Raw genomic sequence first — 25,328 nt, forward strand, 5'->3', positions numbered from 1 at the left:
GGCACAATTGCCGTGCCGCGGGGAACGGCTTCCAGCCATGGGGAGTCGTGATGGGTATCAACATGTCAAGCGCTCGGCCGGCTGTAAAGCCGCGGGTGGATGCGGCAAAGCGGGAGGACAGCGGCGCGCGCCGCGTGGCGCCACTCACCAAGCGGGGGGAGCACGGCGGCGCGCTGCAAGGGCGGCAACATCCGGCGGTCCTGATGCTCGGTGGATTCGGCCGCAGCGGGTCCACGCTGTTGGAACGTTGCCTGGCAGAATGCCCCGACGCCGTCGGCGTGGGCGAAGTGCTTCATCTGTGGGAACGGGGGCTGCGCGACGACGAGCTCTGTGGCTGCGGCCTGCCGTTCAGCCAGTGCGGTTTCTGGCAGCAGGTTGGCGAGGCTGCTTACGGCGGCTGGCCGCGGGTGGATTCCGTCCAGGCGATCCAAGACCGCCTCGCGGTCGTGCGGAACCGCTTCCTGCCGGAGCTGGCGTCCGGGCTGCCGCTGCCGGGCCGCAGGAAGCCCCGGGAGCGCCTCCTGCACCGGCTCGACTCCCTGTACGGGGCGATTGCCCAGGTCAGCGGTGCCGGTCTCATCATCGACTCCAGCAAACATCCCGCGTACGCATACTTGCTTCGTGCGGCCAACGTGCGGCTTCGATGCGTGCTGGTGGTCCGGGACCCGCGCGGGGTGGCGTACTCATGGGCCAAAGTTGTGAGGCGTCCCGAGAGCACGGGCGCGGAGGCGCTGATGCCCCGGTACTCGACCGCTGCCGCGGTCACCCGCTGGACCCTGTATGGAGTCCTCTTCCACGCCCTGACCCTGCTGCGCGTACCGGTCATGACCGTGCACTATGAGGATTTCATGGCCAGGCCACGCGAAACAGTCCACGATGTCCTCCGATTTGCCGGCGTGAACGCCGGTGCGGCGATGGAACACATCAGCCCCGCGGAAGTGCAACTCGCTGCCCATCACACCGTGGCCGGCAACCCGATGCGGTTCCGCACAGGCGCGCTGCCCATCCGTTTGGATGAGGCTTGGCGGCGGCAGATGCCGGTGCGGGACCGGCGGATCGCCGCCGTGCTCAGCGCCCCGCTGCGCGCCGCCTATGCCGCGGCGCGCATCGGAGCGAAGCTCAGATTCCGCGGCCGCGGGCGTTGAGTGCCCGGACCACCACCGGCGCCTTGACCAGCTTCAGCACCAGCGCCAGCGCAAGGTAGGCCCGCGGCTCCAGCAGGCTGCCGGCCAACGACCCGGCCGCCGTGCGCACGGCCTCCCTGCTGTTCCCCTGGGCAGCCAACGCGAACGCCCTCTGGCCCTGCATCCACGCCCGGCCGCGGCGGTCTGCCGCGATCGCCGGATGCTTGGCCATCAGATACTCCAGGCCGTCTGCCATCGCGTCCCAGCGTCGGGAAAAGTACGAACCGTCGGGGTGCCACAGCACGTCGGCCCCCACCTGCCCGAGTACTGCCACTTTCCCGTGCTGGGCTGCGCGCAGCAGCAAGTCATAGTCCTCGCCGTAGCCGTAGGGCAGATCCTCGTCCACCAACCCGACTCTCTCGAGCAGGTGCTCGCGCAGCAGGAGATAGGTCGACGGGTGCGCCCCGGTCAACCTGCTGCCGGTGAGCTGCCCGGCCGTGATCTCGCGGACGTTGGGGATGCGGACCAACCGTTTCTCCCCGTAGTGGACTTCGATGCCCGTGACGCAGGCGGTGGCGGCCCGGTCGACCATGGTCTGCACCTGCCGCCTCAGTTTCTCCGGACGCCAGGCATCGTCGTCGTCGCAAAACGCCACCAGCGGTGCGTCGGCGGCGAGCAGGCCGGTGTTGCGCGAGCCGGCCAAGCCGGGAGTGCGCCGGTTTGACATCACCCGGACTTGGCGACGGGGTTCGGTTCTGGCCAGGGCCGGGTCCTCGGCGCACCGGTCGTGGACCACGGTCACCCGGATGGCGCCTGGATAATCCTGGGCCATGACGCTGCCGATCGCTTGGCGGAGCAGTTCGGGCCGGTTGTGCGTGGCTATGACGACGTCGACGGCTGCATCGAGCTCCAGCCCCGTAGGTGTGTTCATGACGTCCTTCCCTCGTGTGGAAACCTTTGTTCGTGCCTGCGCTGGCTGCGTGCAGCCACGGCCGCGGCCAAGGCCAGCCCGGCCGCCAAGCTGGACCCGATCGCGGTGGGGAGCCCGGCGCGCTTGCTGCGGTCGGGCAGCACGGCCGGCCGGGAGATGTAGCCGGGTTCCGGGTCGTGGACGCTTAGCGCCGTCAGTTCTGCCTCAAGCTGCGCGTGTTGGCGGCTGAGCGTATCGACTCCCACGGCAGTGTTCGCAGGGGCCGTGCTCGACCGGTCGTGCATGCTGCGCTCGATGACCCGTTTCTGGGCGGCGATCGTTTCCGCCCGGTCCCGGGTGGTCGCCGCGAGCGATTCGCTGCGGACCTCAAGAAAGTTTTCGGCCAGGGCGGCGACGGCCCTGTACGCCGTCCGCGCCTCGGGCGCTGAGACGTAGAGCTGCAGGATCCGCGAGTTGACCACGGGCAAAACCGTGACGTCGTCCAACAGCCCGGCAGTACCGCCCGGGTAGTCCAAGCCGCGCGCAGTCTGCCCCAAGACCCGGTCAGAGAGCAACAACTGGACGGCGGAGTCGATGGAAACATCCACGACCAGGGCGTCGCTGAGGGCCAGGTCCGACACCGCCACGACCACCACGTCGGTGCGGGCGGTGTATTCGGGTTCCTTGGCGACATGTAGTCCCAGCCCGGCGGCCAGCATGGCCGCAATAACGGCGCAGCCGGTCCGCCAATTGTCGCGCATCAGGCCGCGATACCTCAGTCCATGTCCGCGGTCCGGGGGCCGGAGCTGTGCCTGCCGGTGCGGGTGTCGGTCCTGAATCTTCATGTTGGCCACCGCTATCTGCGCCAGCTCGGAGTGACGCCCAGCAGCCGGGCGAGCCGTTCGTCGTCGTCAACGAAATCCTCGCGGAGCTGCCTGCGCAATCGCTCCGGCATCGGCCGGCTGGGACGGGAATTGGAATGCACGGCCGCGGGAGGGCGCCAATCCGGTAGCCCGAGGTGCTCCAGCAACCTGTCCCACTGCGGGAGCCCCGGCTGGAAAAAGTCGTCGGCGTCCAGCACCAGTACGTGCTCCCGCCCTACGGCGTCGAACATGCGCTCCAGTTGTGCCGCGTACCGGCCACGGGCACGGTAGGCGTGATGCTGGTGCGCGAACGACTGATAGCCCGGGTCGGCGACGATCCGTTCTTCTTCACCGGCCAGGCGCCCCGGTTCGGCTGCCAGCGCTTCGGCGAAGCCAAGGGTCTCGAATCCCCGGCCGTACTCCTGCTTGTGAGCGGAGAACGCCCGCTCGGCCGGGTCGCGCAGCAGCACGATGATTTTCACCGGTCCCAGCTCCTGTGCAATCCGTCCGGGTGCCAGCGGGTGGAAGAGGTAGTACGGGCTGGCTTCGCCGGTGATCTCCTGCCCACGCGCGCGGCGCAGGGGAAAATGCCCGGCGTAGAATCGCGTCCCGCGCCGGAACCGGTCCGCGGTGTCGAAGAAGTGAATGCCCTTGTTGAGCAGCGGCGGGCGCACGCCAGGGTGCTGGGCCAACATGCGGAACAGGCTGGTGGTGGCGCAGCGTTGGGCGCCGGCGATCAGGAACGACGGACGCAACCGGAAATCGGCGCTGAGCCTCCCCACCGAGGTGGCCGCGGTGCGGGCAGCAGCGCGGGCGGAACCGTTGAGCCGTTCGGTCAGGGTCATCGATCTCTCATTTCTTGCCGAGGGTGGTGAGGGCGGGATGCTCCAGCCGGTCCGCCAGCACCCGCTGGTGCCAGCGTGCCAACGGGCGGACTGCAGCCCCGTCAGGGGTCAGGCTGTCGAGAGTGAACCGGGCCGTGATGGTCAGCAGGTAGCCCAGTACCAGCGCGTCCAGTACCGCGGGGTCGCGGGCGGGGTCCGGCCCGGCGCTGCGGCCGACTGCCTGTGCCAGCGCCGGACGGCAGTCGACGCCGAGAGCGCTGCGCGCGGCGGCCATCTGGTCGACCGCCCGCAACACCGGGTGGGCCAGGTAATGAACGACGTCGCTGCCCAGCGGGACGTCGTGAGCGTACCGTTCCCAGTCCCAGACCAAGGGCGCTCCGGCGGTGGCAGCCAGATTCCAGGCGCCGAAGTCGCCGTGCCACGCTCCGAGGGGCACGTCCAGGCCTGCAAAGCGCTCGCCGTAGGCATCGGCCAGCTCCGGCAGCACGCTCTCGCTCGTGCCGTGCAGCGTCGTCAGCTCCCGTCGCAGCCCGGTGAACCAAGGGCCCGACTCGGCGGGGCAGGATCCGATGGTACCGGTTGCAGCGATAGCGGCCGCCGCCGCAACCGGGACCCCGTTCTGTACCCGCCGCCTGTCGGCGCGCAGGGCGGTCATCAGCAAGACCGCGTTGCCGCGCCAGTTGCCGTGGTGAATCACCTCGGGCACTGCAAAAGAGGCCAACCGGTGACTGGCCAAGGCGCGCAGCGCGCTGTGCTCATGGTCCACGAGGGCGTTCGTCAAGCCGTTAAGTCCCACCTTGGCGAATCCAATCTCCCGCCCGTCTGACGTGTGGACGTTCAAGACCGGTTTCCGGTTCGCCCTCGCGGAGCCTACGGAGAGGGACAGCATCACCGGGGCGCCGACGACGTCGGCCAAGTAGTCGCTGATGGATCCGGACCCGGGAGTGACGTTCAGCCCGTAGGGCATCAGTGCCCCGCCGACCGATGACGCCAGCAGCTTGGCGAGCAGCCACCGCTGCGCCGAACGGCTGAACGAGTCATTGGCGCTGGGGCGATTTACCGCGTCTGCTGCCGCCGCCCTGGAGTGGGCCGGCACCAGCAGGCGCGGCCGTCGCGGGCCGGGCACCAGACGAAAGGCGTGCCGTCCGGGCCCGACGGGGCCGACGCTGACGCTCGAATCCGGGAACAATTGCTCCACGGTGGACATCAGGTCCTCCAGCGCTGGGCTGTTGCGGATTGTTTTCATGAAACCGGCTCTTTCGTTGGCTGCTTCCGGCGGGTGGCCAAAGGGGGGTGGGGCGGAGGCTGCTGCTCCAGTTCCCGCCGCCACAGCAGGCCGATGCCGATCATCAGGGTCATCAGCGGGGCGGCGATGGTGTCGTAGAACGGCAGCACGCAGAGGAAAAAGAGGAAGACGTAGAGCATGGCGGCCGAGTCCCGGTCGCGTGTCCGCAGCGAGGGCAGATACCTCCGGAAGATGAACCAGAGGAACAGGAACGCACCGAGTACCCCGGTGCAGAAGATGAGGTACCAGAGCGCACCTTGGGTGCCCAGCTGCGGCGGCGAACACTGGCTGCAATCCGCGGTTGCGCCGGCCGCGATGGAGTAAAAGTTGTTCTGTTGGGTCCGCGGGGCGCCGAAGCCTATGACGGGCGAATGTTCCAGCATGGTGGAGATGCTTCGCTTGGCCAGATTGAACCGGCCCTGGTTGCTGTGTGGATTTTCCAGGCGTGCCTGCACCAGGTAGCCCAAAGGAGTCAGCAGCACCGCCATCAAGGCGGCCACGAAGGCGGCGGCCATCGCAATAAGAACCACCACTTTGCCGCGCACCGCCATCCGTATACCGGCCGCCAGGGCCAGGACGGCGAGACCGAGCCACAGCGCTCGGTTGAGCGAAAAGACAACCGGCGGCACCGAAGCCACCAATACCGCGGCCCAGAGCGCACGCTGCCACCAATTCCGCACGTAGGCGTAGGAGAGCATAAAGAACGGCAGGAACATGCCGAAGTTTGCGCCCCAGGAATTCGCATACTCGAACGGTGCCTTAGGCCGCGGGTTGTCGAATCCCAGAATGCCCTGCACTTGAGCCAGGCCGGGGTGGATCAGGCCGTTCAGGAACGCGTTCGAGGCCAGCTGGGCCGGCAGTACCGCCTCCAGCAGTGACGGAAAGTCCAGCCGCGACAGGAACTGTCCGGCATATCCGCCGACGACGGTGATGACGAACATCCATGCCATCAGCAGCACGATGCGCCTGCGGGGAAGTTCCCGCTCGGAGGTGTTGCCGATGTAAAGCATGACGATGGTTACCGCCACAAACCACGCCATGCGGTAGGCCCACGGCAGGAGGCGCACGGATCCTTCTTCGGGCAGCAGCCCGGGGACGGGAATCCAGAGCACGACGACGCCGATGGCAGCCACCGCCAGGAACAACCACCAGATCCCGAAACCGTGCGGGAGCAGCACTGCGCGTCGTCGCAGCAGGTGATAGCCCAGAGGAGCTGCCATCAGCAGGAAACCCAGCACCCCGAATCCCAGGAGCCACCACACGGGAAAACCGGCAAAGAACAGCACGAAGGGCCACGAATGCAACGCCACCCGATTTTTTGCCCCCAACATCACGATGCCCCCTGTGCCGTTATTTACCAGGACCATTCCCAGCCGTAAGCGCCCTCGAAGCCGCCCATCCGGAACGAGGCCGAGCCGTTGCCCTCCGGGACATCGAGGATGATCAGCCCCTCGGCGTCACCGCCGGGATTCACCGGGTTGGGCAGCAGATCGGCCTCGGGCACGCAGCCCGCGCTGTTGCCGACTGGATCCACCACCTGTTCGCCGTCGCCGTCCCAGGCACGGAAGTCGTGCACCGACATGGCGAAATAGGGCCAGCCGGATTCCGGCAGCTCGGGGTGGGCCTTCACCGAGAAATGGATGGCAACGAATTGCCCGTTGATGCTCGGCAGGGCGGTGTCCGCCGTGCAGGTGAAATCGGCTTGGATTTCACTGGCCTCCATCTCGGCGAACTTCTTGCCGGTTGGTTCGCCGAGCACTCCCGCCTCGCCGACTTCCGCCGGCAGGTTGCCGTGGTCGTTAAGGTCGAGTTCAGCCAGTAGATCCTTTGAGGCGGCAGCGTCAGGCTTGTCCTTCTTGGCGGCTGGGTCAGGCGTTTTTTTCTTGGCGGCATCTGCCGTGGCCGAGGGCGACGGTTTCGCCGTCGCCTCCTTCTTGTTGCCGCTGCCGGGCTGGGTTGCCTTGGCCGGAGTCCCGCTTGCCCTCCCGCCCACGGTGGGCAGGTCGGCGGCCGCTGGATCGGCACCACCGCTGCAAGCGGACAAGGCCACAACCAGGCCGAGCGCGGCACAGCCACGGGCCATCGTTCGTTTCATTCTTCCCCCCAGATGAACCTCAAGAACGAGGCTGGCGTACCCCGGAGCCAACGCGCCGGGGAACGAAGCTGACCCGATCGTATGGCCTTCATGTGGGAAGAAAAAGGTTTCAAATACCCGACTCTTCCCCACACCGTTACCGGGGTGGGAAAGACCGGGTATTCGACCCGTAGCGGACAAGGGGAATTCGAGTAGTGCGAAAGAAGAACTGGTAGCCGCAGGCCCCCGCCGAGTGTTTCCCGTTTGTTTGATCCCCGGCAATATTGGTGCAGCCTAGGGTCTTTTCTTTGATCCCGATTTGCATGTCCGGGATACCGAATGAGGGGCCGCAGCTATTCCGCCGCGAAAGCGGAAACGGGGGAGAACAGGAATAAACAATGCGAAGACTTTTATCCATATTTACGGGACTACTGCTGGTCGCCGGCATGGGATTGGCAACGCCCGGGGCGGCCGTGGCCGCCGACGTTAGCCACACCCAGGTGGTGCGGGCGAACCCGGTCAACTACACGCCGCACGTGCTCGACGGCATCGTGTTCTCCATCGCGGAAGCGGGGGACATGATCATCCTTGGCGGCTCGTTCACGCGGGTGCAGGCGAGCACGGGAGGCCCGGAACTGGTCCGCAACCGCATCGTCGCGTTCAACAAGAACACCGGCGCGATCAGCAACTCGTTCGCACCGGACTTCAACAGCACGGTCCGCAGCGTGGTGGCATCCGCGGACGGGCAGTCCGTGTACGTCGGCGGGCAGTTCGGAACCTTGAACGGGGCCAGCGTGCAGAAGGTCACCAGGCTCTCGGTGAGCAACGGGGCCCGCGTCACCGGCTTCAATCCGGGGCAGATCAACTCGGTCGTGCACGACATGAAGTTGGTGGGGAACCGGCTGTTCATCGGGGGTGAGTTCGACAGCATTGGCGGGCAGCAACGCAGCAAGCTAGCCGAGCTGGATGCATCGTCCGGCGCGCTGCGTCCCACCGTGAACTTCGAATTCGTCGGCGGCGCGACAGGCACCGGCGACGCCGGGATCAACGTCTTCGTGCACAAGTTCGACACCACCCCGGACGGGAACACCATGTTCATCACCGGGCACTTCGCCACCGTCAACGGGGCGGATCGAAACCAGATCGCGAAAATCAATCTCGCCGGTGCGACTGCTACGGTGGACCAAAACTGGCACACGGACCGCTACGATGCCCGCTGCAACTTCCAGCGGGCTTACTATGTGAACGATCTGGACTTCGCCCCGGACGGGTCAAACCTGGCAGTCTCGACATTTGGCGGCTATGGCTCCGGTCCGCCCAGCCTCTGCGACAGCATCGCGCGCTGGGACACCGCCGCCTCCGGCCAGCAGCTCGACCCGACCTGGATCAACTGGGTCGGCGGCGACAGCATCTATGCCCTGGAGCATGTCGGCGCGCACATCTACTTCGGCGGGCACAACCGCTGGACGAACAATCCGTTCGTGGGTGACGCGGCGGGACCCGGTGCGGAAGTCCGCGAAGGCATTGGCGTCATCAGTTCCGCCAACGGCATGGCCTTGGCGTGGAATCCCGGACGTGACCGCGGTCGTGGAGTCTTCGACCTGCTGGCCACGGCCACCGGCCTGTGGGTCGGGTCCGACACCGATCGCATCGCCAACTCCCAGTACCGGGCCAGAATCGCGCATTTCCCGCTGGCAGGCGGCTATGCGGCGGCTACGGCAAGCGCACCGCGGCTTCCCGTGGATGTCCTGAAGTCGGGATCCGGCGCTGTCCAGCAGGTCTACTTCGACGGCCGCAGGGCCACTCCGGTCACCGGGGTGCCCTCCGGCAACGTGGACTGGGCCAATGTCCGCGGCGGCTTCGTGGCCGGCGGTTCGCTCTACCTGGCCATGGCCAACGGGACCATGGAAAAGCGGTCCTTTAACGGAACGCAGATCGGCGCGGCCGAGCAGGTCAACCTGCGGAACCTGGACAGGACCGACCTGGCCACGTTCGGCCGGCAGACCTCCAGCTACAAACTGGCCAACCTGGGCCAGGAGCTGCAGGGCATGACCGGCCTGTTCTACTCCAACGGACGGATGTACTACACCGTCCAGGGCCAGCCCAACCTGTACATGCGGTATTTCGAACTGGACACCGGCACCATCGGCGCCCAGCAGCACGTCATCACCGGCGCAGCCGCCGGCGTGGACTGGCGCAACGTGAGCGGCATGTTCCTGGCCGGAAACACCCTGTACTGGGCCTCCGCCAACGGCAACCTCAATGCGGTGAACTGGACCGAACCCGTCGGCCGCGATGGCCGGGTGTCCGGCACCACCGCGGCGGTCAGCGGCCCGGGCCTGGACGGCGCCAACTGGGCCGCCCGGTCGCTGATCGCACGAACCAGCACGTCCGCTCCGCCGCAGAACCAGGCGCCGGTCGCGTCGTTCACGGCGGAGTGCAACGGGTTGAGCTGCGTCTTCGACGGCTCGGGGTCATCCGATCCTGACGGTACGATCGCATCTCATGCCTGGCGGGTCGCGGGCGGACCTTCGGCCACGGGCGAGGTGTTCTCGCACACCTTCACCGCGGCTGGCAGTTACGGGGTGACCCTGACGGTGACGGATGCCGCCGGTGCAACCGCGTCGGTGACCCGGACGGTGACCGTATCGGGTTCCTCGCAGCCGCCTCCCTCTGCCAGGGTTGCGTTCGTGGGTTCGGTGGCAAGCTCCAATACCGGCTCGGCCATGAACCACAGCGTCCAGTTGCCGGCGCAGGTAGCGGCCGGCGACGTGCTGGTCGCGGCGTTCTCGGCGAACTCGGCCACGGTCGGCCTGACGCCGCCGGCGGGGTGGACCCTGGCTGCGGAGGTAGGGACGACGTCCATGCGCTCGGTGCTGTACTCGAAGGTTGCCACGGCGCAGGATGCCGGGGCGACGGTGACGGTACGCACGGCCGACTGGGCGCGTGGTTCGCTGGCGGTCTCGGCCTACCGCGGGGCACAGGTCAGTGCCGCGTCCTTCGGGTTCGAGCGGGAAACCGTGAGCAGGGCAACCCACACCACTCCGGTGATGACTGCCGCGGCCGGTGACTGGGTGCTCTCGTACTGGGCGGATAAGACCGCTTCGACGACGTCCTGGACGGCATCTGCGGGCGTGACGGTCCGCCAGACCGGCGCCGGGACGGGCACCGGACACCTGAGTTGGCTGGTCGCCGACAGCAACGGCCCGATTTCCGGTACCAGGGCCGGTGGCCTGACCGCTACCGCTGACAGCGCCACCGCCAACGCCGTGATGGGCACCATTGTGATACGCCCGGCGACGCCATAGAGGCAGCAACTGGCAGCAAACAGACCCCGCCGGCTCACCAGCCGGCGGGGTCTGCCTATGTCAACAGGCCGTCGTCCGCTTCGATGGCCGAAAGGGCGATGTCCTTGTAACCGACCGATTCGAACAGGATCGTGATGCGGTCCGGCTGGGTGCCCATGACGATGCCGGGCCCCCACTCGCGGTGCTTCACCGGACGCTGGATCTCGTAGCCCTCCGGCATCTCCGCTTCCCGCGCTTCAACCTCCGTTTCGGACGTGGCCTCGCAGTTGTCGCAATTGCCGCAGTAGCCGTCCGTCTCCTCGCCGAAGTAGTTCAGCAACCAGTCGCGGCGGCAGTGATTTGTCTCGGCGTAGCCGCGGGCCATTTCAATCCGCGACTCGTCGATCCGGTGCCGCGCGTCGGCTTCTGCCAGTGCCTTTTCCGCGGCGGAAGCGGGGTCCGCGCCGCCGACCGCCCGGTAGCCCTTGCGGTTCACGGTGATGCTGCCGCTGTGCTCCAGGAAGTTGAGCAGGCGGGATTGTTTCCGCTGCGACAGGCCGGTGTGTTCGCGCAGCGCCGCGGGCCGGAGGGGGCCGTGGTCCCGGACGGCGCTGAAGACACCCGCGAGCTCATCGGGGTCGGGGGCGCCGCCGGCGAAGAACCGCTGCAGGCCCAAATCCTCGGACCGATAGTGCAAGATGGTCCGCGCCGGTTCCCCGTCCCGGCCTGCGCGGCCGATCTCCTGGTAGTAACTGTCCAGCGAATCCGGGATGTCGGCGTGCACCACGAACCGCACATCCGGCTTGTCGATCCCCATGCCGAAGGCGGAGGTAGCCACGACCACGTCCACCGCGTTCGCTTGGAAACGCTCATGGATCGCCTCCCGGTCCGCGGCCGTCCGGCCTGCGTGGTAGGCGTCGGTCCGCAGGCCGCGCTCGGCCAGCTCGGCGGCGTATCTCTCGGTGTCCCTGCGGGTGGCCGTGTACAGCAGGCCGGGCCCGCCGAGTTCTGCCACCTGGTCCACCACGGCCCGCCGCTTGCCGCCGTCCTCGTGATGCCGCAGGACCTGAAGGTGCAGGTTCGGCCGGTCGAAACTCTGCACGTTGATGAACGGGTCGCGCATGCCCAGCCGGTCGACGATCTCCGTCCGCGTGTGCGGTGATGCGGTGGCGGTCAGCGCGACGACCGGCGGGTGCCCCAGCCGCTTCACCACCGAGGTCAGCATCAGGTAGTCGGGCCGGAAATCGTGTCCCCAGGACGAGATGCAGTGTGCCTCGTCCACCACCAACAGCGAGATGTCCTGTTCGGCCAACCGCCGCAGGGTTTCTTCACGGGCCAGTTGTTCGGGTGCCAGGAACAGGAACTTCGCCTCCCCGCCGGCCACCGCGTCCCACGCCGCCCGTTCCGCGGAGGACCTCACGTGCGAATTCACCGCGAAGGCCCGCTGCGCGCCCAGATCGCCGTTGATGGCATCCACCTGGTCGTGCTGCAGCGCAATCAGCGGAGAAATCACGACGGCGGTGCCCGGCAACGCCACGGCAGGAACCTGATAGATGGCGGACTTTCCGTGCCCGGAGGGCATCACGGCCAGGACGTCCTCACCGCGGGCGGCCGCCGCCATGGCGTCCAACTGCCCCTCGCGGAGCACGTCCCAGCCGAAGGATTCTTCGGCCACCCTGCGCAATTCGTCGTGGTCGGGCGTCCGGGAATGTTCTGGCATCAGGCTCCTGCAGGTCGGGTCAATGACGGGGTTCCAGTTCGTTTCTAACGAATCCGCAGGGGTTTGTATATAGCCGATAAGGGCGGACCGACGACAGTTTCGCCGCCGCCCGCGGTGACCGGGGCCCGCGGGTAAGGCATGGCTCAGGTGACCCTGCACCCGCTGAAGTGGGATGATTAGCGCAGACTTGTCTTGCGTATTGTCGGCCAATAGCGGGACAAACAGTTCCAGCCATCGATCCAAGGAGCACCCCAGGTGTCTGTGGTATCCACCCCCGCAACCCTCAAGCATGCCGCCGGCATGATCGACAACGCTGAAGCGCGGCGCATCCGCAACGACTTCCCCATCCTCGACCAGCAGGTGAACGGTTCGCCGCTGGTGTACCTGGATTCGGGCGCCACCTCGCAGAATCCGCTCTCCGTCATGGAGGCCGAACAGGAGTACTACGAACAGCGGAACGCCGCCGTCCACCGGGGTGCGCATATGCTGGCCGTCTCCGCCACCGACGCTTTCGAGAACGCGCGGGAAACCGTCGCCCGCTTCATCAATGCCGGCATCGACGAGGTGGTCTGGACCTCCAACGCCACCGAAGCCATCAACCTGGTCTCCTATGCCTTTTCCAACGCCAGCGCCGGCCGCGGCGGTGCGGCCGCGTCGCGTTTCGCGCTGGGGCCCGGCGACGAGCTGGTGGTTACCGAGATGGAGCACCACGCCAACCTGATCCCCTGGCAGGAGCTCGCCTTCCGCACCGGCGCCACCTTGCGCTTCATCCCGGTGGACGACGCCGGTGCGCTGCGCCTCGACGAAGCGGCGCAGGTCATCGGCCCGCGCACCAAGGTTGTGGCGTTCACCCATGCCTCCAATGTGCTGGGGACCATCAACCCGGTGGAGGACCTGGTGAAGCTTGCCCGCAAGGCGGGCGCCGTCGTCGTGCTCGATGCCTGTCAGTCCGTGCCGCACATGGCCGTGGACGTGAAGGCGCTGGACGTGGACTTCGCCGCCTTCTCCGGGCACAAGATGCTCGGTCCCACCGGCATCGGCGTGCTGTACGGCAAGGCGGAGCTGCTCAACGCCATGCCGCCGTTCCTGACCGGCGGCTCCATGATCACCACCGTGACCATGGAACAGGCCGACTATCTGCCGTCCCCGCAACGCTTCGAAGCCGGGACCCAGCGCATCTCGCAGGCGGTGGCGCTGGCCGCGGCGGTCGACTACCTCCAGGAGACGGGCATGGACCGGATCCATGCCTGGGAGGCGGAGCTGGGGCAGCGGCTGGTGGCCGGGCTCGCCGCTGTCGACGGTGTCCGGGTGCTCGGCCCGGCCGCCGGGGCCGAACGGATCGGGCTGGCGGCCTTCGACGTCGACGGGGTCCACGCCCACGATGTCGGCCAGTTCCTGGACGACAAGGGCATCGCCGTGCGCGTCGGCCACCACTGCGCGCAGCCGCTGCACCGGCGCCTCGGCCTGGTGGCCACCACCCGGGTCAGCACATATCTGTACAACACCACCGACGATGTCGACGCCTTCCTGGACGCCGTCGCCGGGGTCCGCCCGTTCTTTGGAGTTAACTGACGTGAGTGCTGAACTGCAGCAGCTGTACCAGCAGATCATCCTGGAGCACGCCAAGAAACGGCACGGGGCGCCCCTGGCGGATCCGCCGCCGGGAGACAAGTCCGGCGAGTCGCACATGCTCAACCCCACCTGCGGCGACGAAATCACGCTCCGCGCCGCCGTGCACGAGGACGGCGCCGCGACCATGCTCTCCGGCGTCAGCTGGGACGGGCAGGGCTGTTCCATCTCGATGGCCTCCGCATCGGTGCTGAGCGACCTGGCGCAGGGCATGGAGCGGGAGGAGCTGCTGAAGGTGGTGGACAGCTTCCGCGAACTGATGCGCTCGCGGGGGAGTGTCGAGGCCGACGAAGAAATCCTCGGCGATGCGGCCGCGTTTTCCGGCGTCTCCAAGTATCCGGCGCGGGTGAAGTGCGCCATGCTCGCCTGGGTGGCGCTGGAGGAAGCCTTGCTGGCGGCGAACTGACCGGATGCACAAGGGGCCGGGCGGCGCACTCGCGCGGCCCGGCCCCTCCTCTGGCCTGCTGGCGGCAGACTAGCCCGCGAGGCCGCGGGCGCCGATCACCAGCGTGGCGATGCCCAGGATCATGGAGGTGGTCGCCTTCATGAACTCCATGGTGAAGTAGCGGGTCATGGCGCCCTTGTCGTCTGTGGAGCGGGGATCCTTCCACACACGGACAAGATGCGGGGCCCAGACAAGCAAAGCCCAGACGCCGGCCAGGATCAGCACCCAGGCCAGGACAGCCGGAATATTCACTGCAGCGGCTCCCGGATCAGGCGCGGCCGGACAGCCAGGCCTCGGCCTGCTGCGCCTGGATGTTCAAGGCCTTGCCGAGCATCGGCTCGGCGGCGGCGGCGATCTTGCCGCCGAGGAACGGGATCGAAGACTTCACGTCTCCGCTGAGGTCCACCCGCGTGGAGCCGCCGTCGGCCACGAGGTGCTGGACCGCGGTGACGTCCACCGGGGCGCCGGCCACCTTCATGCTGACGTCGGCGGTGCGGGAACCGTCGGCCGCCGGCGCCTGCCACCGTTCGGTCTGGGTGACGGTGAGCGAGTCACCGAGCATCTTCTTCGCGATCTCCGGCAGCCGCGCGCTGGGAACCTTGCGGACCACGGTCAGCGTGAAGGCGCCCGCAACATCGCCGTCGCGCTGCACGGACTCCAGCGTGCCGCCGACCAACTCGCTGATGTGGCGCAGGAACGCCTCGTCGGTGAAGGTTTCGGTGACCTTGGCTGCGGGATAGGGCAGGGTGGTGGAAGCGCTGAGCGCCATGAAGACTCCCGGTTTGTCGGAACTGGTTGGGCCAGCATCCATCCTACTGTGCGCGGTAAAGTTGGTCCCTGACCCTCAGTTGCGTCGGATCCAGGTGCGCCGAACTGGAGGGTATTCGTGTTGCGCCCGACCGGAAGAAGATGGAACACAATGAGCCTGAACGGACTGCGCACAGCCCTCGCCCAAGACGAATCGTTCGCGAAGGTACGGCTGCAGTCGGCCCGGCCCGTGGCAGAGCGCAGCGAGGATCTGCAGATCGGTGCGCCGCCCGGGCTGCGGGCCGCCCTGCTGGCCGAAATGGTGCAAGGGCTGGAGGCGGGCGCCGGCGAGGGGGCCGCACCGGGCGACGGGTCCGGGCCCGGCGTCGTGCTGGCGGTGACGGCGACCGGGCGGGAAACCGAAGACCTGGCGGCGGCGCTGCGCAGCTACTTGCCGGATGAGTCGATCGAGGAGTTCCCCAGCTGGGAGACGTTGCCGCATGAGCGCCTGTCGCCGCGGTCGGACACGGTGGGCCGCAGGCTATCGGTGCTGCGCCGGCTGAAGCACGACGACGGGGCGGCGCCGCTGCGGGTGGTGGTGGCGCCGGTGCGCGCGGTGCTTCAGCCGCTCGTGCAGGGGCTGGGGGATTTGCAGCCTGTCTCGCTTACGGTGGGCGACGAGGTCGCCTTCACCGACGTGGTCCGGCGGTTGTCCGAGGCCGCCTACGCCCGGGTGGACATGGTGAGCCGGCGCGGGGAGTTTGCCGTGCGCGGCGGGATCCTGGACGTCTTTTCGCCCACTGACGACCACCCGGTCCGGATCGAGTTCTTCGGCGACGAGGTCGAATCGATGCGCTGGTTCGCGGTTGCCGACCAGCGCTCCCTGGCCGGGGAGAACGTCAAGCACCCCGCCCAGTTGTACGCGCCGCCGTGCCGGGAGCTGTTGATCACGCCTTCGGTCATGAGCCGCGCCGCCAAACTGAAGGGGCAGATGCCGGCGGCGGCCGACATGCTGGAGAAGATCGCCGGGGGCGTCGCCGTCGAAGGCATGGAATCGCTGTCGCCGGTGCTGGTGGACGCCATGGTGCCGTTCATCGGGGAGCTTCCGCCCGGTTCCATCGCCGTCGTCATTGAACCGGAAAAGGTGCGCGGCCGCGCCCATGACCTCGAGACGACGAACGACGAGTTCCTGGCCGCCGCGTGGGCGACGGCTTCCGAGGGCGGGGACGCACCGCTGGACCTGGCGCTGCAGGGGGATCTGGAGCAGGCCGGCTTCCGGTCGCTGGGGGACACCCGGGCTGCGGCCGCGGAACAGCAGGTGTCGTGGTGGTCCATCACTTCGTTCAATCCGGACGACGAAACGGTGCTGGACATCGACACGTTGACCATCGCGGCCCGGGAACCCAGGGGCTACCAGGGCGATGTGGCCGAAATGATGGAGTTCATCGGTTCCCGCGTGCGCGACCAGTGGCGTGTGGTCGTGGCGACCGAAGGCCCGGGCCCCGCCGCCCGCATGGCCGAACTCTTCCACGATGCCCAGATCCCGGCCTCCCGCGTCGAATCGCTGGAGAACGAGCCGCAGCCCGGGATCATCGAAATCACCACGGCCAGCACGGGCAAGGGATTCGTTTTCGACGGGCTGAAGCTCGGCCTGCTGACCGAAGCCGACTTGCTGGGCCGGGCCACCGCACGCTCTACCAAGGACATGCGGAAGATGCCGTCGCGGCGGCGCAACGCCGTGGATCCGCTGCAGCTGACCGAGGGCGACTATGTGGTGCACGAGCAGCACGGCGTGGGCAAGTTCATTGAACTGGTGCAGCGCTCCACCGGTGCCGGACCCACCAAGGCCATGCGCGAATACCTGGTGCTGGAATATGCCTCGTCCAAGCGCGGCGCCCCCGGGGACCGGCTGTTCGTGCCGACGGACCAGTTGGACCAGGTCACCCGGTACGTGGGTGGCGAGACCCCCGTCCTGTCCAAGATGGGCGGCTCCGATTGGGCCAAGACCAAGAGCCAGGCCCGCAAGGCGGTCAAGGAGATTGCCGGCGAACTGATCCGGCTGTACTCGGCCCGGATGGCCTCCCGGGGGCACGCCTTCGGACCGGACACCCCGTGGCAGCGCGAGCTGGAAGAAGCCTTCCCCTACATCGAGACGCCCGACCAGTTGACCACCATCAACGAGGTCAAGGCGGACATGGAGCGGGAAGTCCCGATGGACCGGCTGATCTCGGGCGACGTGGGCTACGGCAAGACCGAGATCGCGGTGCGGGCCGCGTTCAAGGCGGTCCAGGACGGCAAGCAGGTCGCCGTCCTGGTTCCCACCACCTTGCTGTCCCAGCAGCACTTCGAGACGTTCAGCGAACGCTTCTCCGGGTTCCCCGTCAGGGTCAAGGCGTTGTCCCGCTTCCAGACCCCCAAGGAAGCCAAGGACACGATGGAAGGCATCAAGAACGGCAGCATCGACGTCGTCATCGGAACGCACCGGCTGCTGTCCAAGGAGGTCCAGTTCAAGGACGTGGGACTGGTCATCGTGGACGAGGAGCAGCGCTTCGGCGTCGAGCACAAGGAAGCGTTGAAGAAGATGCGCACCAACGTGGACGTCCTGGCCATGTCCGCGACGCCGATCCCGCGCACCCTGGAGATGTCCCTGACCGGCATCCGCGAGACCTCCACGCTGGCCACCCCGCCGGAGGAGCGCCATCCGGTGCTGACCTATGTCGGCCCGTACACCGACAAGCAGACGACCGCTGCCATCCGGCGCGAGCTGATGCGCGAGGGCCAGGTCTTCTTCGTGCACAATCGGGTGTCGTCGATCGAGCGGCAGGCGGCGCGGATCCGGGAGCTGGTGCCCGAGGCGCGGGTGGAAGTGGCGCACGGGCAAATGAGCGAGTCACGGCTGGAGCAGATCATTGTTGACTTCTGGGAGAAGCGCTTTGACGTCCTGGTCTGCACCACGATCATCGAGACCGGGCTGGATATTTCCAATGCGAACACCCTGATCGTTGACCGGGCGGACCGGTACGGCCTTTCCCAGCTGCACCAGCTGCGCGGGCGGGTGGGCCGCGGACGGGAACGGGCGTACGCCTATTTCCTGTTCGACGCAGAGAAACCACTGGGCGAAGTTGCCCTCGAGCGGTTGAAAGCCGTGGCCGCGCACAATGAGCTGGGCGCGGGCATGCAGCTGGCCCTGAAGGATTTGGAGATCCGTGGCGCGGGCAACCTGCTGGGCGGGGAACAGTCCGGGCACATTGCCGGCGTCGGTTTTGATCTTTACATCCGGCTGGTCGGCGAGGCGGTGGCGGATTTCCGCGGCGAAACGGAGCAGAAGGTCGCCGAAATGAAGATCGAACTGCCCGTCAACGCGCACCTGCCGCACGATTACGTGCCGGGGGAGCGCCTGCGCCTGGAGGCCTACCGGAAGCTCGCCCAGGCAAGGACACACGAAGCCATCGACGAAGTGGTGGCCGAGCTCACCGACCGCTACGGCGAGCTGCCCGAGCCCGTCCGGAATCTCGTGGCGGTGGCGCGCTTCCGCGTCGAGGCCCGCGCCGCCGGGCTGACCGACGTGGCGGTGCAGGGCAACTTCATCAAGTTCGCGCCCGCGGCGCTGCCGGAGTCCAAGGTGATGCGGCTGAACCGCATGTACCCCGGGTCGCAGGTGAAGCCGGCGCTGGACTTCATCCTCGTCCCCAAGCCCAAGACCGCCCGGATCGGCGGCAAGGACCTGGCCGACCTGGCCATCCTTGAATGGGCGCAGGGCGTCATCGACGCGGTGTTCAAGGAGTAACGGCGCGGGTGGCTAGGCCGCCAGCGCCGCATACCGGCCGTCGGCGTCGAGCAGGGACTCGTGCGTTCCCTGTTCGACGATCCGGCCGGCCTCGAGGACGGCGATCTGGTCGGCATTCCGGACAGTCGAGAGCCGGTGGGCGATGGTGATGGTGGTGCGGCCGGCGGCCAGCCGGTCGAAGGCCTGCTGGACAGCGTGTTCGGTCTGGGTATCCAGTGCGCTGGTTGCCTCGTCCAGCACCAGCACCGGGGGATTGCGCAGCAGGGTCCGGGCGATGGCAATCCGTTGCTTCTCGCCGCCCGAGAACCGGTGCCCGCGGGACCCGACGACGGTGTCGTAACCATCCGGCAGCGCCGCGATGTGGTCGTGGATTTGGGCGTCCCGTGCAGCCTGCTCGATGTCGGCATCGCTGGCATCCGGCTTGGCGTAGCGCAGGTTTTCCCGCACCGTGGTGTGGAGCAAATAGGTGTCCTGGCTGACCACTCCCACAATGGCGGCCAGGTCGGCCAGGCGCAGGGAGCGGAGGTCGACGCCGTCGATGGTGACGCGACCTTCCGTCGGATCCTGCAGGCGGGCCACCAGGGCGGCCAGGCTGCTCTTTCCGGAGCCGGTCGGGCCGACCAGGGCCAGGGTGGAACCGGCGGGGACAGTCAGGTCCACATGCTCGATGGCCGGTGTCCCGCTGTCCGGATAGCTGAAGCTGACGTTCTCGAAGCGGACATGCCCGGCGACCTTCGACGGATCCACCGGGGCGGGGGAGGCTGGCTCGGCGATCTCCACCGGCAGGTCCAGATACTCGAAAATCCGGGCGAAGAGCGCCAGCGAGCTGGTGACGGTGATCGTCACGTTCAATAGTCCGAGCAACGGCCGGAAAAGGCCGCCCTGCAGCGCCGTGAACGCCACCACCGTGCCGATGCTGATGTTCCCTGCCGCCCCCGGCAGGCCGGCGGCGAAGTAGATGACGGCGGGGACGGCGGCAAAGATGATGCTCATGGTCGCCATCCGCCAGCGCCCGGCCAATTCGGAACGAAGTTCCAGATCGGTCAGCCTTTCCGACGAGGCGGAAAACCGGGCGGCCAGGTCGTCTGCGGTGCCCAGCGTCTTACTCAGTTGGATTCCGCTGACCGAGAGCGACTCTTCGATGGTCACATTCATGTCGGCCAGTTCCCGCTGGCGGCGCGCGGTCAGCTCCCGGCGCACCTTGGCCACCTTGCGGGTCAGCACAACGGCCGGCGGCATGACCAGCAGCGAGATCAGCGACAGCTGCCAGGACAGCGCCGCCATGGCCACTGCCGTGGCGACGACGGTGGTCAGGTTGGTGGCAATCCCTGTTGCGGTCGAGGTGACCACCGATTGCATGCCGCCGATGTCGTGTGTGATGCGGGACTGGATTTCCCCGCTGCGTGTCCGCGTGAAAAAGCCGACGGACTGGCGCTGGAGGTGCGCGAAGACCTCGGTCCGCAGGCTGTGCATGACGCGTTGGCCCACCCGGGTGGCAATCCACGTCTGCAAAACGCCGAACAGGGCCGTGACCGCAGCGACAACCAGCATCCCGGCGGTCAGCCAAGCCAGCAGCGGGAGCTGCTGGCGGGGCAGAGCCGTGTCGATCACCGCGCGCAGGAGGAACGGCGAGGCCATGGCGGCGGCAGAGGAAGCGACGATGATGCAGGTGACGAGGGCCAGTTGTCCCCGGTACGGGCGGAACAGGGCGGCGATCCGCTTTAGCGGTACGTGCCGGGCTTGTTCTTTTTCTGCGGCCGTCGGCTCCCTTATGGGCCCGCGGCCGGCGGTTATTCCGAAGGTTTCCGTCGGAACCACCTCGATCCGTGATGAAGGGGGCAACATGCGCCGCCCGCATTGCTGAGGTTACCTCAATATGAGGTTACAACAGGAGAACTTGGTAGCCTATTCCCGTGGCAGATGAAAGTTTACTGGACGCGTTCTGGGCAGTGTCGCGTCAACTCAGGAGGGGCGCCCGGGAGGGCATGGCCCCGCTCGGCGTCGCCCCGTCACAAGCGAGGGCACTGCGCATGCTCCGCCAGCACGGCCCGCTGCGGTTGGGTGAACTTTCCGAGCGGCTTCGGATAGCACCGCGGTCGGCGACGGACATCGTCGATGGCCTGCAGGAAAGGGGCTGGTGCTCGCGGGAGCCTGATCCGGCGGACCGCAGGGCCACGGTGGTCGTCCTGAGCGCGGCTGGGCGGGAGATAGGACAGGCCATCCGGGAGGTCCAAGTGAGGCATGCGGAGAAGTATTTTGGCGCCCTGACGGCAGCCGAGCGCTCCCAACTTGCTGCACTCCTGGCCAAGCTCACGTCGGGGGAGGACTAGGAAGGGCCTACCGCAAGAACGCGAACCACAAGACGGCGACGGCAGCCAGCACGACGACGGTGCTGGCGACCCAGGCGGTCCTGACCGTCTTTCGGGGTGCTTTGGGGCGCTGCGCGGACCGAATACCGGACTGCGGCTTCTCGATGCGCACATACTTCGCAGGACCGGCCGCTTGACCGTCCGCCGGTGCCACTACTTGGATGAGGCCGGTGCGCAACTCCCGCCGGGCGGGATACGGGTCACCGGACGGCTTGGACACGAGCGGGATCACCGGAATCATGCCCGTCGGCGGCGCGGGCTCGGCTGCCCCCGTGCGAACGTCGCGCCGGCTCGGCAGTTGAGTGTCTTGGGCAGGATTGGGCATTACTGGCCTTTCAGCCATCAGGAACGGGTGTGGTACGCACAGACGTGGCATAGCCATCTTAGGTAGCCGGCGCGGAAATCCGGGCATCTTCCTTTGTCGTGTCGGGAAGCCCGTCGGTTCGCCCGCGGTGTGAACGGCCTGCCGCCTCGTTCAGCTTTCCTTTGGCCGATCTTCGGGCTGCGCCGCCCGGCTTCCTGAGCTGCCGAGGCCAGACTGGCACCTATGAGTTTTCCTGACCAGCCCCGCCTACGCGAGACGGGCCCTGGCCGACCCGCGGTGTCCCTCCTCCTGGCCGCCTGCGAACTGCCGGTGGTCTCGATGCCGGTGCTGCATGCCCTGGCGAGGGACCTGAGGGACGAACACGCCTGCCGCAGGTTCGTGGCCGACTACATTGACATGTGGGATTTCCGGAGGACGCGGCTGGTCCAGGCGGTCCAGGAACAGGATCTGGACAAGGTCATGGATGTTTCCCTGAGCCTCAAGACTGCCAGCAGCGTAGCCGGGGCACTGCGGCTGTCGTTTTGGGGCCGGCAGGTTCAAAGGCTGGCCACCGAATTCGCGGAGGGAAACCGGCATGGCTTGGCGACCGCGCGGGATCTGCTGGACCCGATCGGAAGCTGCGGCGACGAGACGATGCGGCGCCTTGCTGCCGATTACCTGGCGACAGCCGACGGGGCCATCCGATAACCGAATCCGCGAACGGTCTCCAGCCACCGGGGCGAACGCGGATCATCTCCGAGTTTGCGGCGCAGGTTGGCCATGTGGACCTCGACGGCGCGTTCGTCGGCCTCCGACACGAAGGAGCCCGTGTCAAACTCCTCAAACCGCAGGCGCCGCACCAAGTCCTGCTTGCTGCGCACGGTGCGGCCGCCGTCCATGAGGGTCAACAGCAATTCGAATTCCGTCCGGGTCAACTCCACCGCGGCCGCGTCCACGGTTACCGTGCGGGTCGGATAGTCCAACGAGAGGCCGTTGTGGTCGTACGTGCCGAGCGCAACAGCGCTTGCGGCACAGCCGTCCTTTCCTGTGGCCGGCCGAAGGGCGGGGGCCGCGGGTTGCTCGGCAGGGACAGCCGTCGGTACTGCAAGGGCCGCGGGAGGCTGCGTTGACAGCGGCCCGGTATTGCGGGCCCGGCGGAGCATGGCCGAAACCCGGGCACGCAGTTCAAACGGTCGGAACGGTTTGTTGATGTAGTCGTCCGCGCCTGATTTAAACCCCAACACGGTGTCGATTTCGTTCGACCGCGCCGTGAGCATGAGGATGTAGGCATCGCTGAAAAGGCGGATCTGCCGTGCGGCCTCGAAACCGTCGAAGTCCGGCAGCCCCACGTCCAGGGTCACGATACTGGGACAGTACTTCCTCACCGCAGCTACGCCCTCCTGGCCACTGGCGGCAGCATGAACCGAAAAACCGGATTGGGTGAGGACACTGCTGATGAGCCGCCGGATGTCTTGGTCGTCTTCTATGACAACGGCTACTTGCGGAGTGTCCATCTATCCCATTTCTTGTGTGTCTGCCGATTCCTGGGGTGCAGTCGAAAGAACGTCTGAGCCGCTATGTGGGCCAGCTCTCAGGCTCCTTCCTAGCTACGATGCCCTGCTCCTTTGTAACGTTCAACCCCTCGCGTGGCCGATGGTACCTGACAGTCGTAGGACGGTGGGGCCGTTGTTTTGTCGTCTGCAGCGTGCTCCGTTGCTCTTCGGACTCCATGATCTTGAGATTGGAGGTGATTCTTGAGGTTCGCACGGCCGTCCAGCCACGAATTTCGAGAACCTTTGGCTCATGCAACCGTTCATCTTTGGTTGTGCCGATGAGAGTTGAAGCAGCGGGAGGAACGTCCTACCGGGTCAGCACAGCATGAGGTCGAAGATGAACAAGATGGTTAAGGGCACTATTGCGATCGGCGCCGGCGCGCTGTTGCTCCTCGGCGGCGGCGGAACGCTGGCAGCCTGGAACGCGGACCAGACCGCACAAATGGGCACGATCCAGGCCGGTAACCTCAACCTGAAAGCGGGGCAGGGTATCTGGACGAGCAACCTGATCGAAGCCCCCGTGGACCTCGCAACCCACAGAATCGTTCCCGGCGAGACCCTGACTTACAAGCAGAACCTGGACGTTGTTCTGGAGGGCAACGCCCTCAAGGCAAAACTCAGCGTGGACGGGAAAAACGGGAAGAACGTTCTCGACGCAGCCTTCGTCGACGGGACGATCAATAAGCCGGAAGTCACCCTGGCCAAGGAAGGCGTTGACCTGACCAACGTCCTCTCGAAATCGGTCGAGGGCATCACAGCGTCCGTGAGTTTTACCTTCAACGCGGACACTGCTCAGAGGCAGAGCGTGAACGCGAAGTATGACTTCAGCAACGTGGCATTCAAGCTTGAGCAGGTTACGCCTACGCCCGTGAGGTAGCGGGTGCCGGTTGCCTGGTTGGACCGTCAGCAGGCGGCTGGGCATCGGCTCCAGCCAAGTGGGAGGCAGGGGGGAGTTGGATGCGGCGTTTTGCGACGGCAGCGGCGCTGATGTCAGGTGCGGTTTTTCTGGGTTTGCTCGCCGTTCAAGTTACTTATGCCCTCTGGAATGCGAGCGTGTCGGCCGATGCCGGCACCGCCCAGGCCGCCGACTTCACAGTCACCCTCAGCGGGGACGAAAGCCGGCACATGGATATGACGCTGGCCAACGGTGCTCCGGCGACGCTGGCACTGTCCACGAAGCCAGCGGGCGCCCTGCTCCCGGGCGGAACTGTCTATGCCGGCATCGTCATGACGAACGAGACCAACGCAAGTGCAAATTTCACTGTCGAGGCAAAGATGGCGGTAGCGCCGATTGTGGAATCGCAGGAGCTCGGCAGATTTCTCAAGGTCCGATCCGCGGCTGCGGGAAATCTCGCCTCCTGCTCGGATCCCGCCCTTTTTACGGCCGCCCCCGAAGTGCTCCCTTCATTCCGCCTGGCCAAGGGGCAAGCGGGCGCCTTTTGTTTCCAGGTGAAACTCGCCGATGACGTGCCGGCCGCACTGGAGGGTTCGTCTACAGCGATTTCCATTCCGTTGTCTGCCGCTCAGATGTGAGAGAGAAGCCCATGCATGTTGTTCGCCTGATAGGCAGGGGACTTGCCTACCTGGCCTTCCTGACGGTAACCCTGGCAGCACTGGTACTGGTCGTTATACCTCTGGTTACCGGGTCTCAGACATACACGGTGCTGACGAACTCCATGGCGCCCAAATACGCGCCCGGCACGTTTCTGGTGGTGAAGCCTGTCCCTTTCGCAGAGCTGAGTACCGGCGACGTCATCACCTACCAGGTGGAATCCAACAGCCCCGTCGTCGTCACCCACCGCGTCACCGCTATCATCACGGCGCAGGACGGTGAGCGGCTGCTGGTGACAAAGGGGGATAACAACTCCCTGGAAGACGAAATGCCCGTCATGGAAGTGCAGGTCCGCGGCAAACTGTTCTATGCCGTGCCCTCGGTCGGCTATGTTGCCAGCGCCATGGGACAAGGCGGGCGCGGCAGCCTCGTTCAGATTGCAGCCCTCGCGCTCATTGCCTATGGCGGCTTTGCGATGCTTCGCGGGCTCCGCCAGCGGAGACAACAAGGCAGCTCAGATGCCGTCGCCGGGGCCCCGTCCAATCCGGCAGGAGGGGACAACGAGCCGGAGACGGACGCGCGGGACAACCTCCACGCCCGCGCCGGCACCACTGCCGTGTCGCAGACGGAAGCGCTGCCGACCCGCCGTTCGCTCAGGGAACAGAGCAGGATTTAGCGTGATAACCGGACGAAAGGATCCACGGCCCTGTGTCTGGCGCGCCTCGGTTTCGGTCCTGTTGATCCTCCTGGTTCTGGCGCCGGCCAGTCCGGCATTCGCGGGCGATGAACGTCTGCAAATCAGCTTGGACGGACGGGATTTCGCACCGCGGCTTC

General features: G+C 66.7%; 22 protein-coding genes. 10 read left to right on the forward strand and 12 right to left on the reverse strand.

The genetic code is table 11. The features are described 5' to 3' along the window. The first annotated feature begins 62 nt into the window (after positions 1 to 62). On the forward strand, positions 63 to 1,145 hold the full coding sequence (locus AC5RW2_RS02360) for a sulfotransferase domain-containing protein (RefSeq protein WP_494073625.1): 1,083 nt from the start codon (positions 63 to 65) through the stop codon (positions 1,143 to 1,145). On the opposite strand, the gene AC5RW2_RS02365 is transcribed toward AC5RW2_RS02360, so the two are convergent. From AC5RW2_RS02365 to AC5RW2_RS02390, 6 genes are all read right to left on the reverse strand, one after another. Then, positions 1,120 to 2,055 carry a glycosyltransferase family 2 protein gene (locus AC5RW2_RS02365; protein ID WP_494073626.1) on the reverse strand — a complete coding sequence of 312 codons (936 nt, stop codon included), beginning with the start codon at positions 2,053 to 2,055 and terminating at the stop codon, positions 1,120 to 1,122. The genes AC5RW2_RS02360 and AC5RW2_RS02365 overlap by 26 nt on opposite strands. Further along, positions 2,052 to 2,795, reverse strand: coding sequence for a hypothetical protein (locus AC5RW2_RS02370; protein WP_494073627.1), 744 nt, complete (start codon positions 2,793 to 2,795; stop codon positions 2,052 to 2,054). Before AC5RW2_RS02370 ends, AC5RW2_RS02365 begins: the two co-directional genes overlap by 4 nt. A 95-nt stretch (positions 2,796 to 2,890) precedes the next feature. Continuing rightward, entirely contained in the window at positions 2,891 to 3,742 is an 852-nt protein-coding gene (locus AC5RW2_RS02375) for a sulfotransferase (RefSeq protein ID WP_494073628.1), read from the reverse strand. Between the two features lie 7 nt (positions 3,743 to 3,749). Continuing rightward, positions 3,750 to 4,988: a hypothetical protein gene (locus tag AC5RW2_RS02380; RefSeq protein WP_494073629.1), complete on the reverse strand. Its 1,239-nt coding sequence runs from the start codon at positions 4,986 to 4,988 to the stop codon at positions 3,750 to 3,752. Continuing rightward, entirely contained in the window at positions 4,985 to 6,331 is a 1,347-nt protein-coding gene (locus AC5RW2_RS02385) for an O-antigen ligase family protein (protein ID WP_494073630.1), read from the reverse strand. The genes AC5RW2_RS02380 and AC5RW2_RS02385 overlap by 4 nt, the downstream gene beginning before the upstream one ends. 50 nt (positions 6,332 to 6,381) lie before the next feature. Beyond that, positions 6,382 to 7,122, reverse strand: coding sequence for a hypothetical protein (locus AC5RW2_RS02390; RefSeq protein WP_494073631.1), 741 nt, complete (start codon positions 7,120 to 7,122; stop codon positions 6,382 to 6,384). Positions 7,123 to 7,499: 377 nt separating this feature from the next. Between AC5RW2_RS02390 and AC5RW2_RS02395 the strand changes: the two genes are divergently transcribed. Next, positions 7,500 to 10,409: a PKD domain-containing protein gene (locus tag AC5RW2_RS02395; protein WP_494073632.1), complete on the forward strand. Its 2,910-nt coding sequence runs from the start codon at positions 7,500 to 7,502 to the stop codon at positions 10,407 to 10,409. A gap of 55 nt (positions 10,410 to 10,464) precedes the next feature. Here the strand turns inward: AC5RW2_RS02395 and AC5RW2_RS02400 are convergent, their stop codons facing one another. After that, the gene (locus AC5RW2_RS02400; protein WP_494073633.1) at positions 10,465 to 12,108 is read right to left on the reverse strand and encodes a RecQ family ATP-dependent DNA helicase; all 1,644 of its coding nucleotides are present in this window, start codon (positions 12,106 to 12,108) and stop codon (positions 10,465 to 10,467) included. A 255-nt stretch (positions 12,109 to 12,363) separates the two neighbouring features. Here AC5RW2_RS02400 and AC5RW2_RS02405 point away from each other — a divergent pair, with 255 nt between their 5' ends. Together AC5RW2_RS02405 and sufU are read left to right on the forward strand one after the other, a co-directional pair. Continuing rightward, positions 12,364 to 13,680: a cysteine desulfurase gene (locus AC5RW2_RS02405; RefSeq protein WP_494023703.1), complete on the forward strand. Its 1,317-nt coding sequence runs from the start codon at positions 12,364 to 12,366 to the stop codon at positions 13,678 to 13,680. Between the two features lies 1 nt (position 13,681). After that, entirely contained in the window at positions 13,682 to 14,143 is a 462-nt protein-coding gene (sufU, locus tag AC5RW2_RS02410; protein WP_494023704.1) for a Fe-S cluster assembly sulfur transfer protein SufU, read from the forward strand. A gap of 69 nt (positions 14,144 to 14,212) precedes the next feature. Here sufU and AC5RW2_RS02415 read toward each other — a convergent pair whose 3' ends face one another. Both AC5RW2_RS02415 and AC5RW2_RS02420 read right to left on the reverse strand, forming a co-directional pair. Beyond that, entirely contained in the window at positions 14,213 to 14,434 is a 222-nt protein-coding gene (locus AC5RW2_RS02415; RefSeq protein ID WP_494014302.1) for an SCO4848 family membrane protein, read from the reverse strand. A 16-nt stretch (positions 14,435 to 14,450) separates the two neighbouring features. Further along, entirely contained in the window at positions 14,451 to 14,951 is a 501-nt protein-coding gene (locus AC5RW2_RS02420; RefSeq protein ID WP_494073634.1) for a DUF2505 domain-containing protein, read from the reverse strand. Positions 14,952 to 15,101: 150 nt separating this feature from the next. Between AC5RW2_RS02420 and mfd the strand changes: the two genes are divergently transcribed. Next, complete coding sequence (gene mfd / locus AC5RW2_RS02425; RefSeq protein WP_494073635.1) at positions 15,102 to 18,716, forward strand: transcription-repair coupling factor; 3,615 nt, start codon at positions 15,102 to 15,104, stop codon at positions 18,714 to 18,716. A 12-nt stretch (positions 18,717 to 18,728) separates the two neighbouring features. Here mfd and AC5RW2_RS02430 read toward each other — a convergent pair whose 3' ends face one another. After that, entirely contained in the window at positions 18,729 to 20,561 is a 1,833-nt protein-coding gene (locus AC5RW2_RS02430) for an ABC transporter ATP-binding protein (protein ID WP_494073636.1), read from the reverse strand. Positions 20,562 to 20,629: 68 nt separating this feature from the next. Between AC5RW2_RS02430 and AC5RW2_RS02435 the strand changes: the two genes are divergently transcribed. After that, positions 20,630 to 21,046: a MarR family winged helix-turn-helix transcriptional regulator gene (locus tag AC5RW2_RS02435; protein ID WP_494014299.1), complete on the forward strand. Its 417-nt coding sequence runs from the start codon at positions 20,630 to 20,632 to the stop codon at positions 21,044 to 21,046. A gap of 7 nt (positions 21,047 to 21,053) precedes the next feature. Here AC5RW2_RS02435 and AC5RW2_RS02440 read toward each other — a convergent pair whose 3' ends face one another. Further along, on the reverse strand, positions 21,054 to 21,410 hold the full coding sequence (locus AC5RW2_RS02440) for a hypothetical protein (RefSeq protein ID WP_494014298.1): 357 nt from the start codon (positions 21,408 to 21,410) through the stop codon (positions 21,054 to 21,056). Positions 21,411 to 21,632: 222 nt separating this feature from the next. Here AC5RW2_RS02440 and AC5RW2_RS02445 point away from each other — a divergent pair, with 222 nt between their 5' ends. Beyond that, positions 21,633 to 22,097 carry a hypothetical protein gene (locus AC5RW2_RS02445; protein WP_494026438.1) on the forward strand — a complete coding sequence of 155 codons (465 nt, stop codon included), beginning with the start codon at positions 21,633 to 21,635 and terminating at the stop codon, positions 22,095 to 22,097. On the opposite strand, the gene AC5RW2_RS02450 is transcribed toward AC5RW2_RS02445, so the two are convergent. Beyond that, positions 22,064 to 22,903: a response regulator transcription factor gene (locus tag AC5RW2_RS02450; protein WP_494023710.1), complete on the reverse strand. Its 840-nt coding sequence runs from the start codon at positions 22,901 to 22,903 to the stop codon at positions 22,064 to 22,066. The genes AC5RW2_RS02445 and AC5RW2_RS02450 overlap by 34 nt on opposite strands. A 376-nt stretch (positions 22,904 to 23,279) precedes the next feature. Here AC5RW2_RS02450 and AC5RW2_RS02455 point away from each other — a divergent pair, with 376 nt between their 5' ends. The 3 genes from AC5RW2_RS02455 (at position 23,280) to AC5RW2_RS02465 (ending at position 25,170) form a co-directional block, all read left to right on the forward strand. Next, the gene (locus AC5RW2_RS02455) at positions 23,280 to 23,819 is read left to right on the forward strand and encodes an alternate-type signal peptide domain-containing protein (RefSeq protein WP_494073637.1); all 540 of its coding nucleotides are present in this window, start codon (positions 23,280 to 23,282) and stop codon (positions 23,817 to 23,819) included. A gap of 80 nt (positions 23,820 to 23,899) precedes the next feature. Then, positions 23,900 to 24,475: a hypothetical protein gene (locus AC5RW2_RS02460; protein WP_494073638.1), complete on the forward strand. Its 576-nt coding sequence runs from the start codon at positions 23,900 to 23,902 to the stop codon at positions 24,473 to 24,475. 11 nt (positions 24,476 to 24,486) lie between these two features. Further along, positions 24,487 to 25,170 carry a signal peptidase I gene (locus tag AC5RW2_RS02465; RefSeq protein WP_494073639.1) on the forward strand — a complete coding sequence of 228 codons (684 nt, stop codon included), beginning with the start codon at positions 24,487 to 24,489 and terminating at the stop codon, positions 25,168 to 25,170. The last annotated feature ends 158 nt before the right edge of the window (positions 25,171 to 25,328 follow it).

This window comes from Arthrobacter sp. B0316-1-20 (assembly GCF_059091865.1).

Bases quoted from the DNA above. Each gene is read 5' to 3' on its own strand.
- AC5RW2_RS02465 (WP_494073639.1), top strand. From the start codon at position 24,487: ATGCATGTTGTTCGCCTGATAGGCAGGGGACTTGCCTACCTGGCCTTC.
- AC5RW2_RS02375 (WP_494073628.1), bottom strand. From the start codon at position 3,742: ATGACCCTGACCGAACGGCTCAACGGTTCCGCCCGCGCTGCTGCCCGC.
- AC5RW2_RS02400 (WP_494073633.1), bottom strand. From the start codon at position 12,108: ATGCCAGAACATTCCCGGACGCCCGACCACGACGAATTGCGCAGGGTG.
- AC5RW2_RS02390 (WP_494073631.1), bottom strand. From the start codon at position 7,122: ATGAAACGAACGATGGCCCGTGGCTGTGCCGCGCTCGGCCTGGTTGTG.
- AC5RW2_RS02460 (WP_494073638.1), top strand. From the start codon at position 23,900: ATGCGGCGTTTTGCGACGGCAGCGGCGCTGATGTCAGGTGCGGTTTTT.
- AC5RW2_RS02445 (WP_494026438.1), top strand. From the start codon at position 21,633: ATGAGTTTTCCTGACCAGCCCCGCCTACGCGAGACGGGCCCTGGCCGA.
- AC5RW2_RS02420 (WP_494073634.1), bottom strand. From the start codon at position 14,951: ATGGCGCTCAGCGCTTCCACCACCCTGCCCTATCCCGCAGCCAAGGTC.
- AC5RW2_RS02455 (WP_494073637.1), top strand. From the start codon at position 23,280: ATGAACAAGATGGTTAAGGGCACTATTGCGATCGGCGCCGGCGCGCTG.
- AC5RW2_RS02365 (WP_494073626.1), bottom strand. From the start codon at position 2,055: ATGAACACACCTACGGGGCTGGAGCTCGATGCAGCCGTCGACGTCGTC.
- AC5RW2_RS02360 (WP_494073625.1), top strand. From the start codon at position 63: ATGTCAAGCGCTCGGCCGGCTGTAAAGCCGCGGGTGGATGCGGCAAAG.
- AC5RW2_RS02370 (WP_494073627.1), bottom strand. From the start codon at position 2,795: ATGCGCGACAATTGGCGGACCGGCTGCGCCGTTATTGCGGCCATGCTG.
- mfd (WP_494073635.1), top strand. From the start codon at position 15,102: ATGAGCCTGAACGGACTGCGCACAGCCCTCGCCCAAGACGAATCGTTC.
- AC5RW2_RS02380 (WP_494073629.1), bottom strand. From the start codon at position 4,988: ATGAAAACAATCCGCAACAGCCCAGCGCTGGAGGACCTGATGTCCACC.
- AC5RW2_RS02450 (WP_494023710.1), bottom strand. From the start codon at position 22,903: ATGGACACTCCGCAAGTAGCCGTTGTCATAGAAGACGACCAAGACATC.
- AC5RW2_RS02440 (WP_494014298.1), bottom strand. From the start codon at position 21,410: ATGCCCAATCCTGCCCAAGACACTCAACTGCCGAGCCGGCGCGACGTT.
- AC5RW2_RS02395 (WP_494073632.1), top strand. From the start codon at position 7,500: ATGCGAAGACTTTTATCCATATTTACGGGACTACTGCTGGTCGCCGGC.
- AC5RW2_RS02430 (WP_494073636.1), bottom strand. From the start codon at position 20,561: ATGTTGCCCCCTTCATCACGGATCGAGGTGGTTCCGACGGAAACCTTC.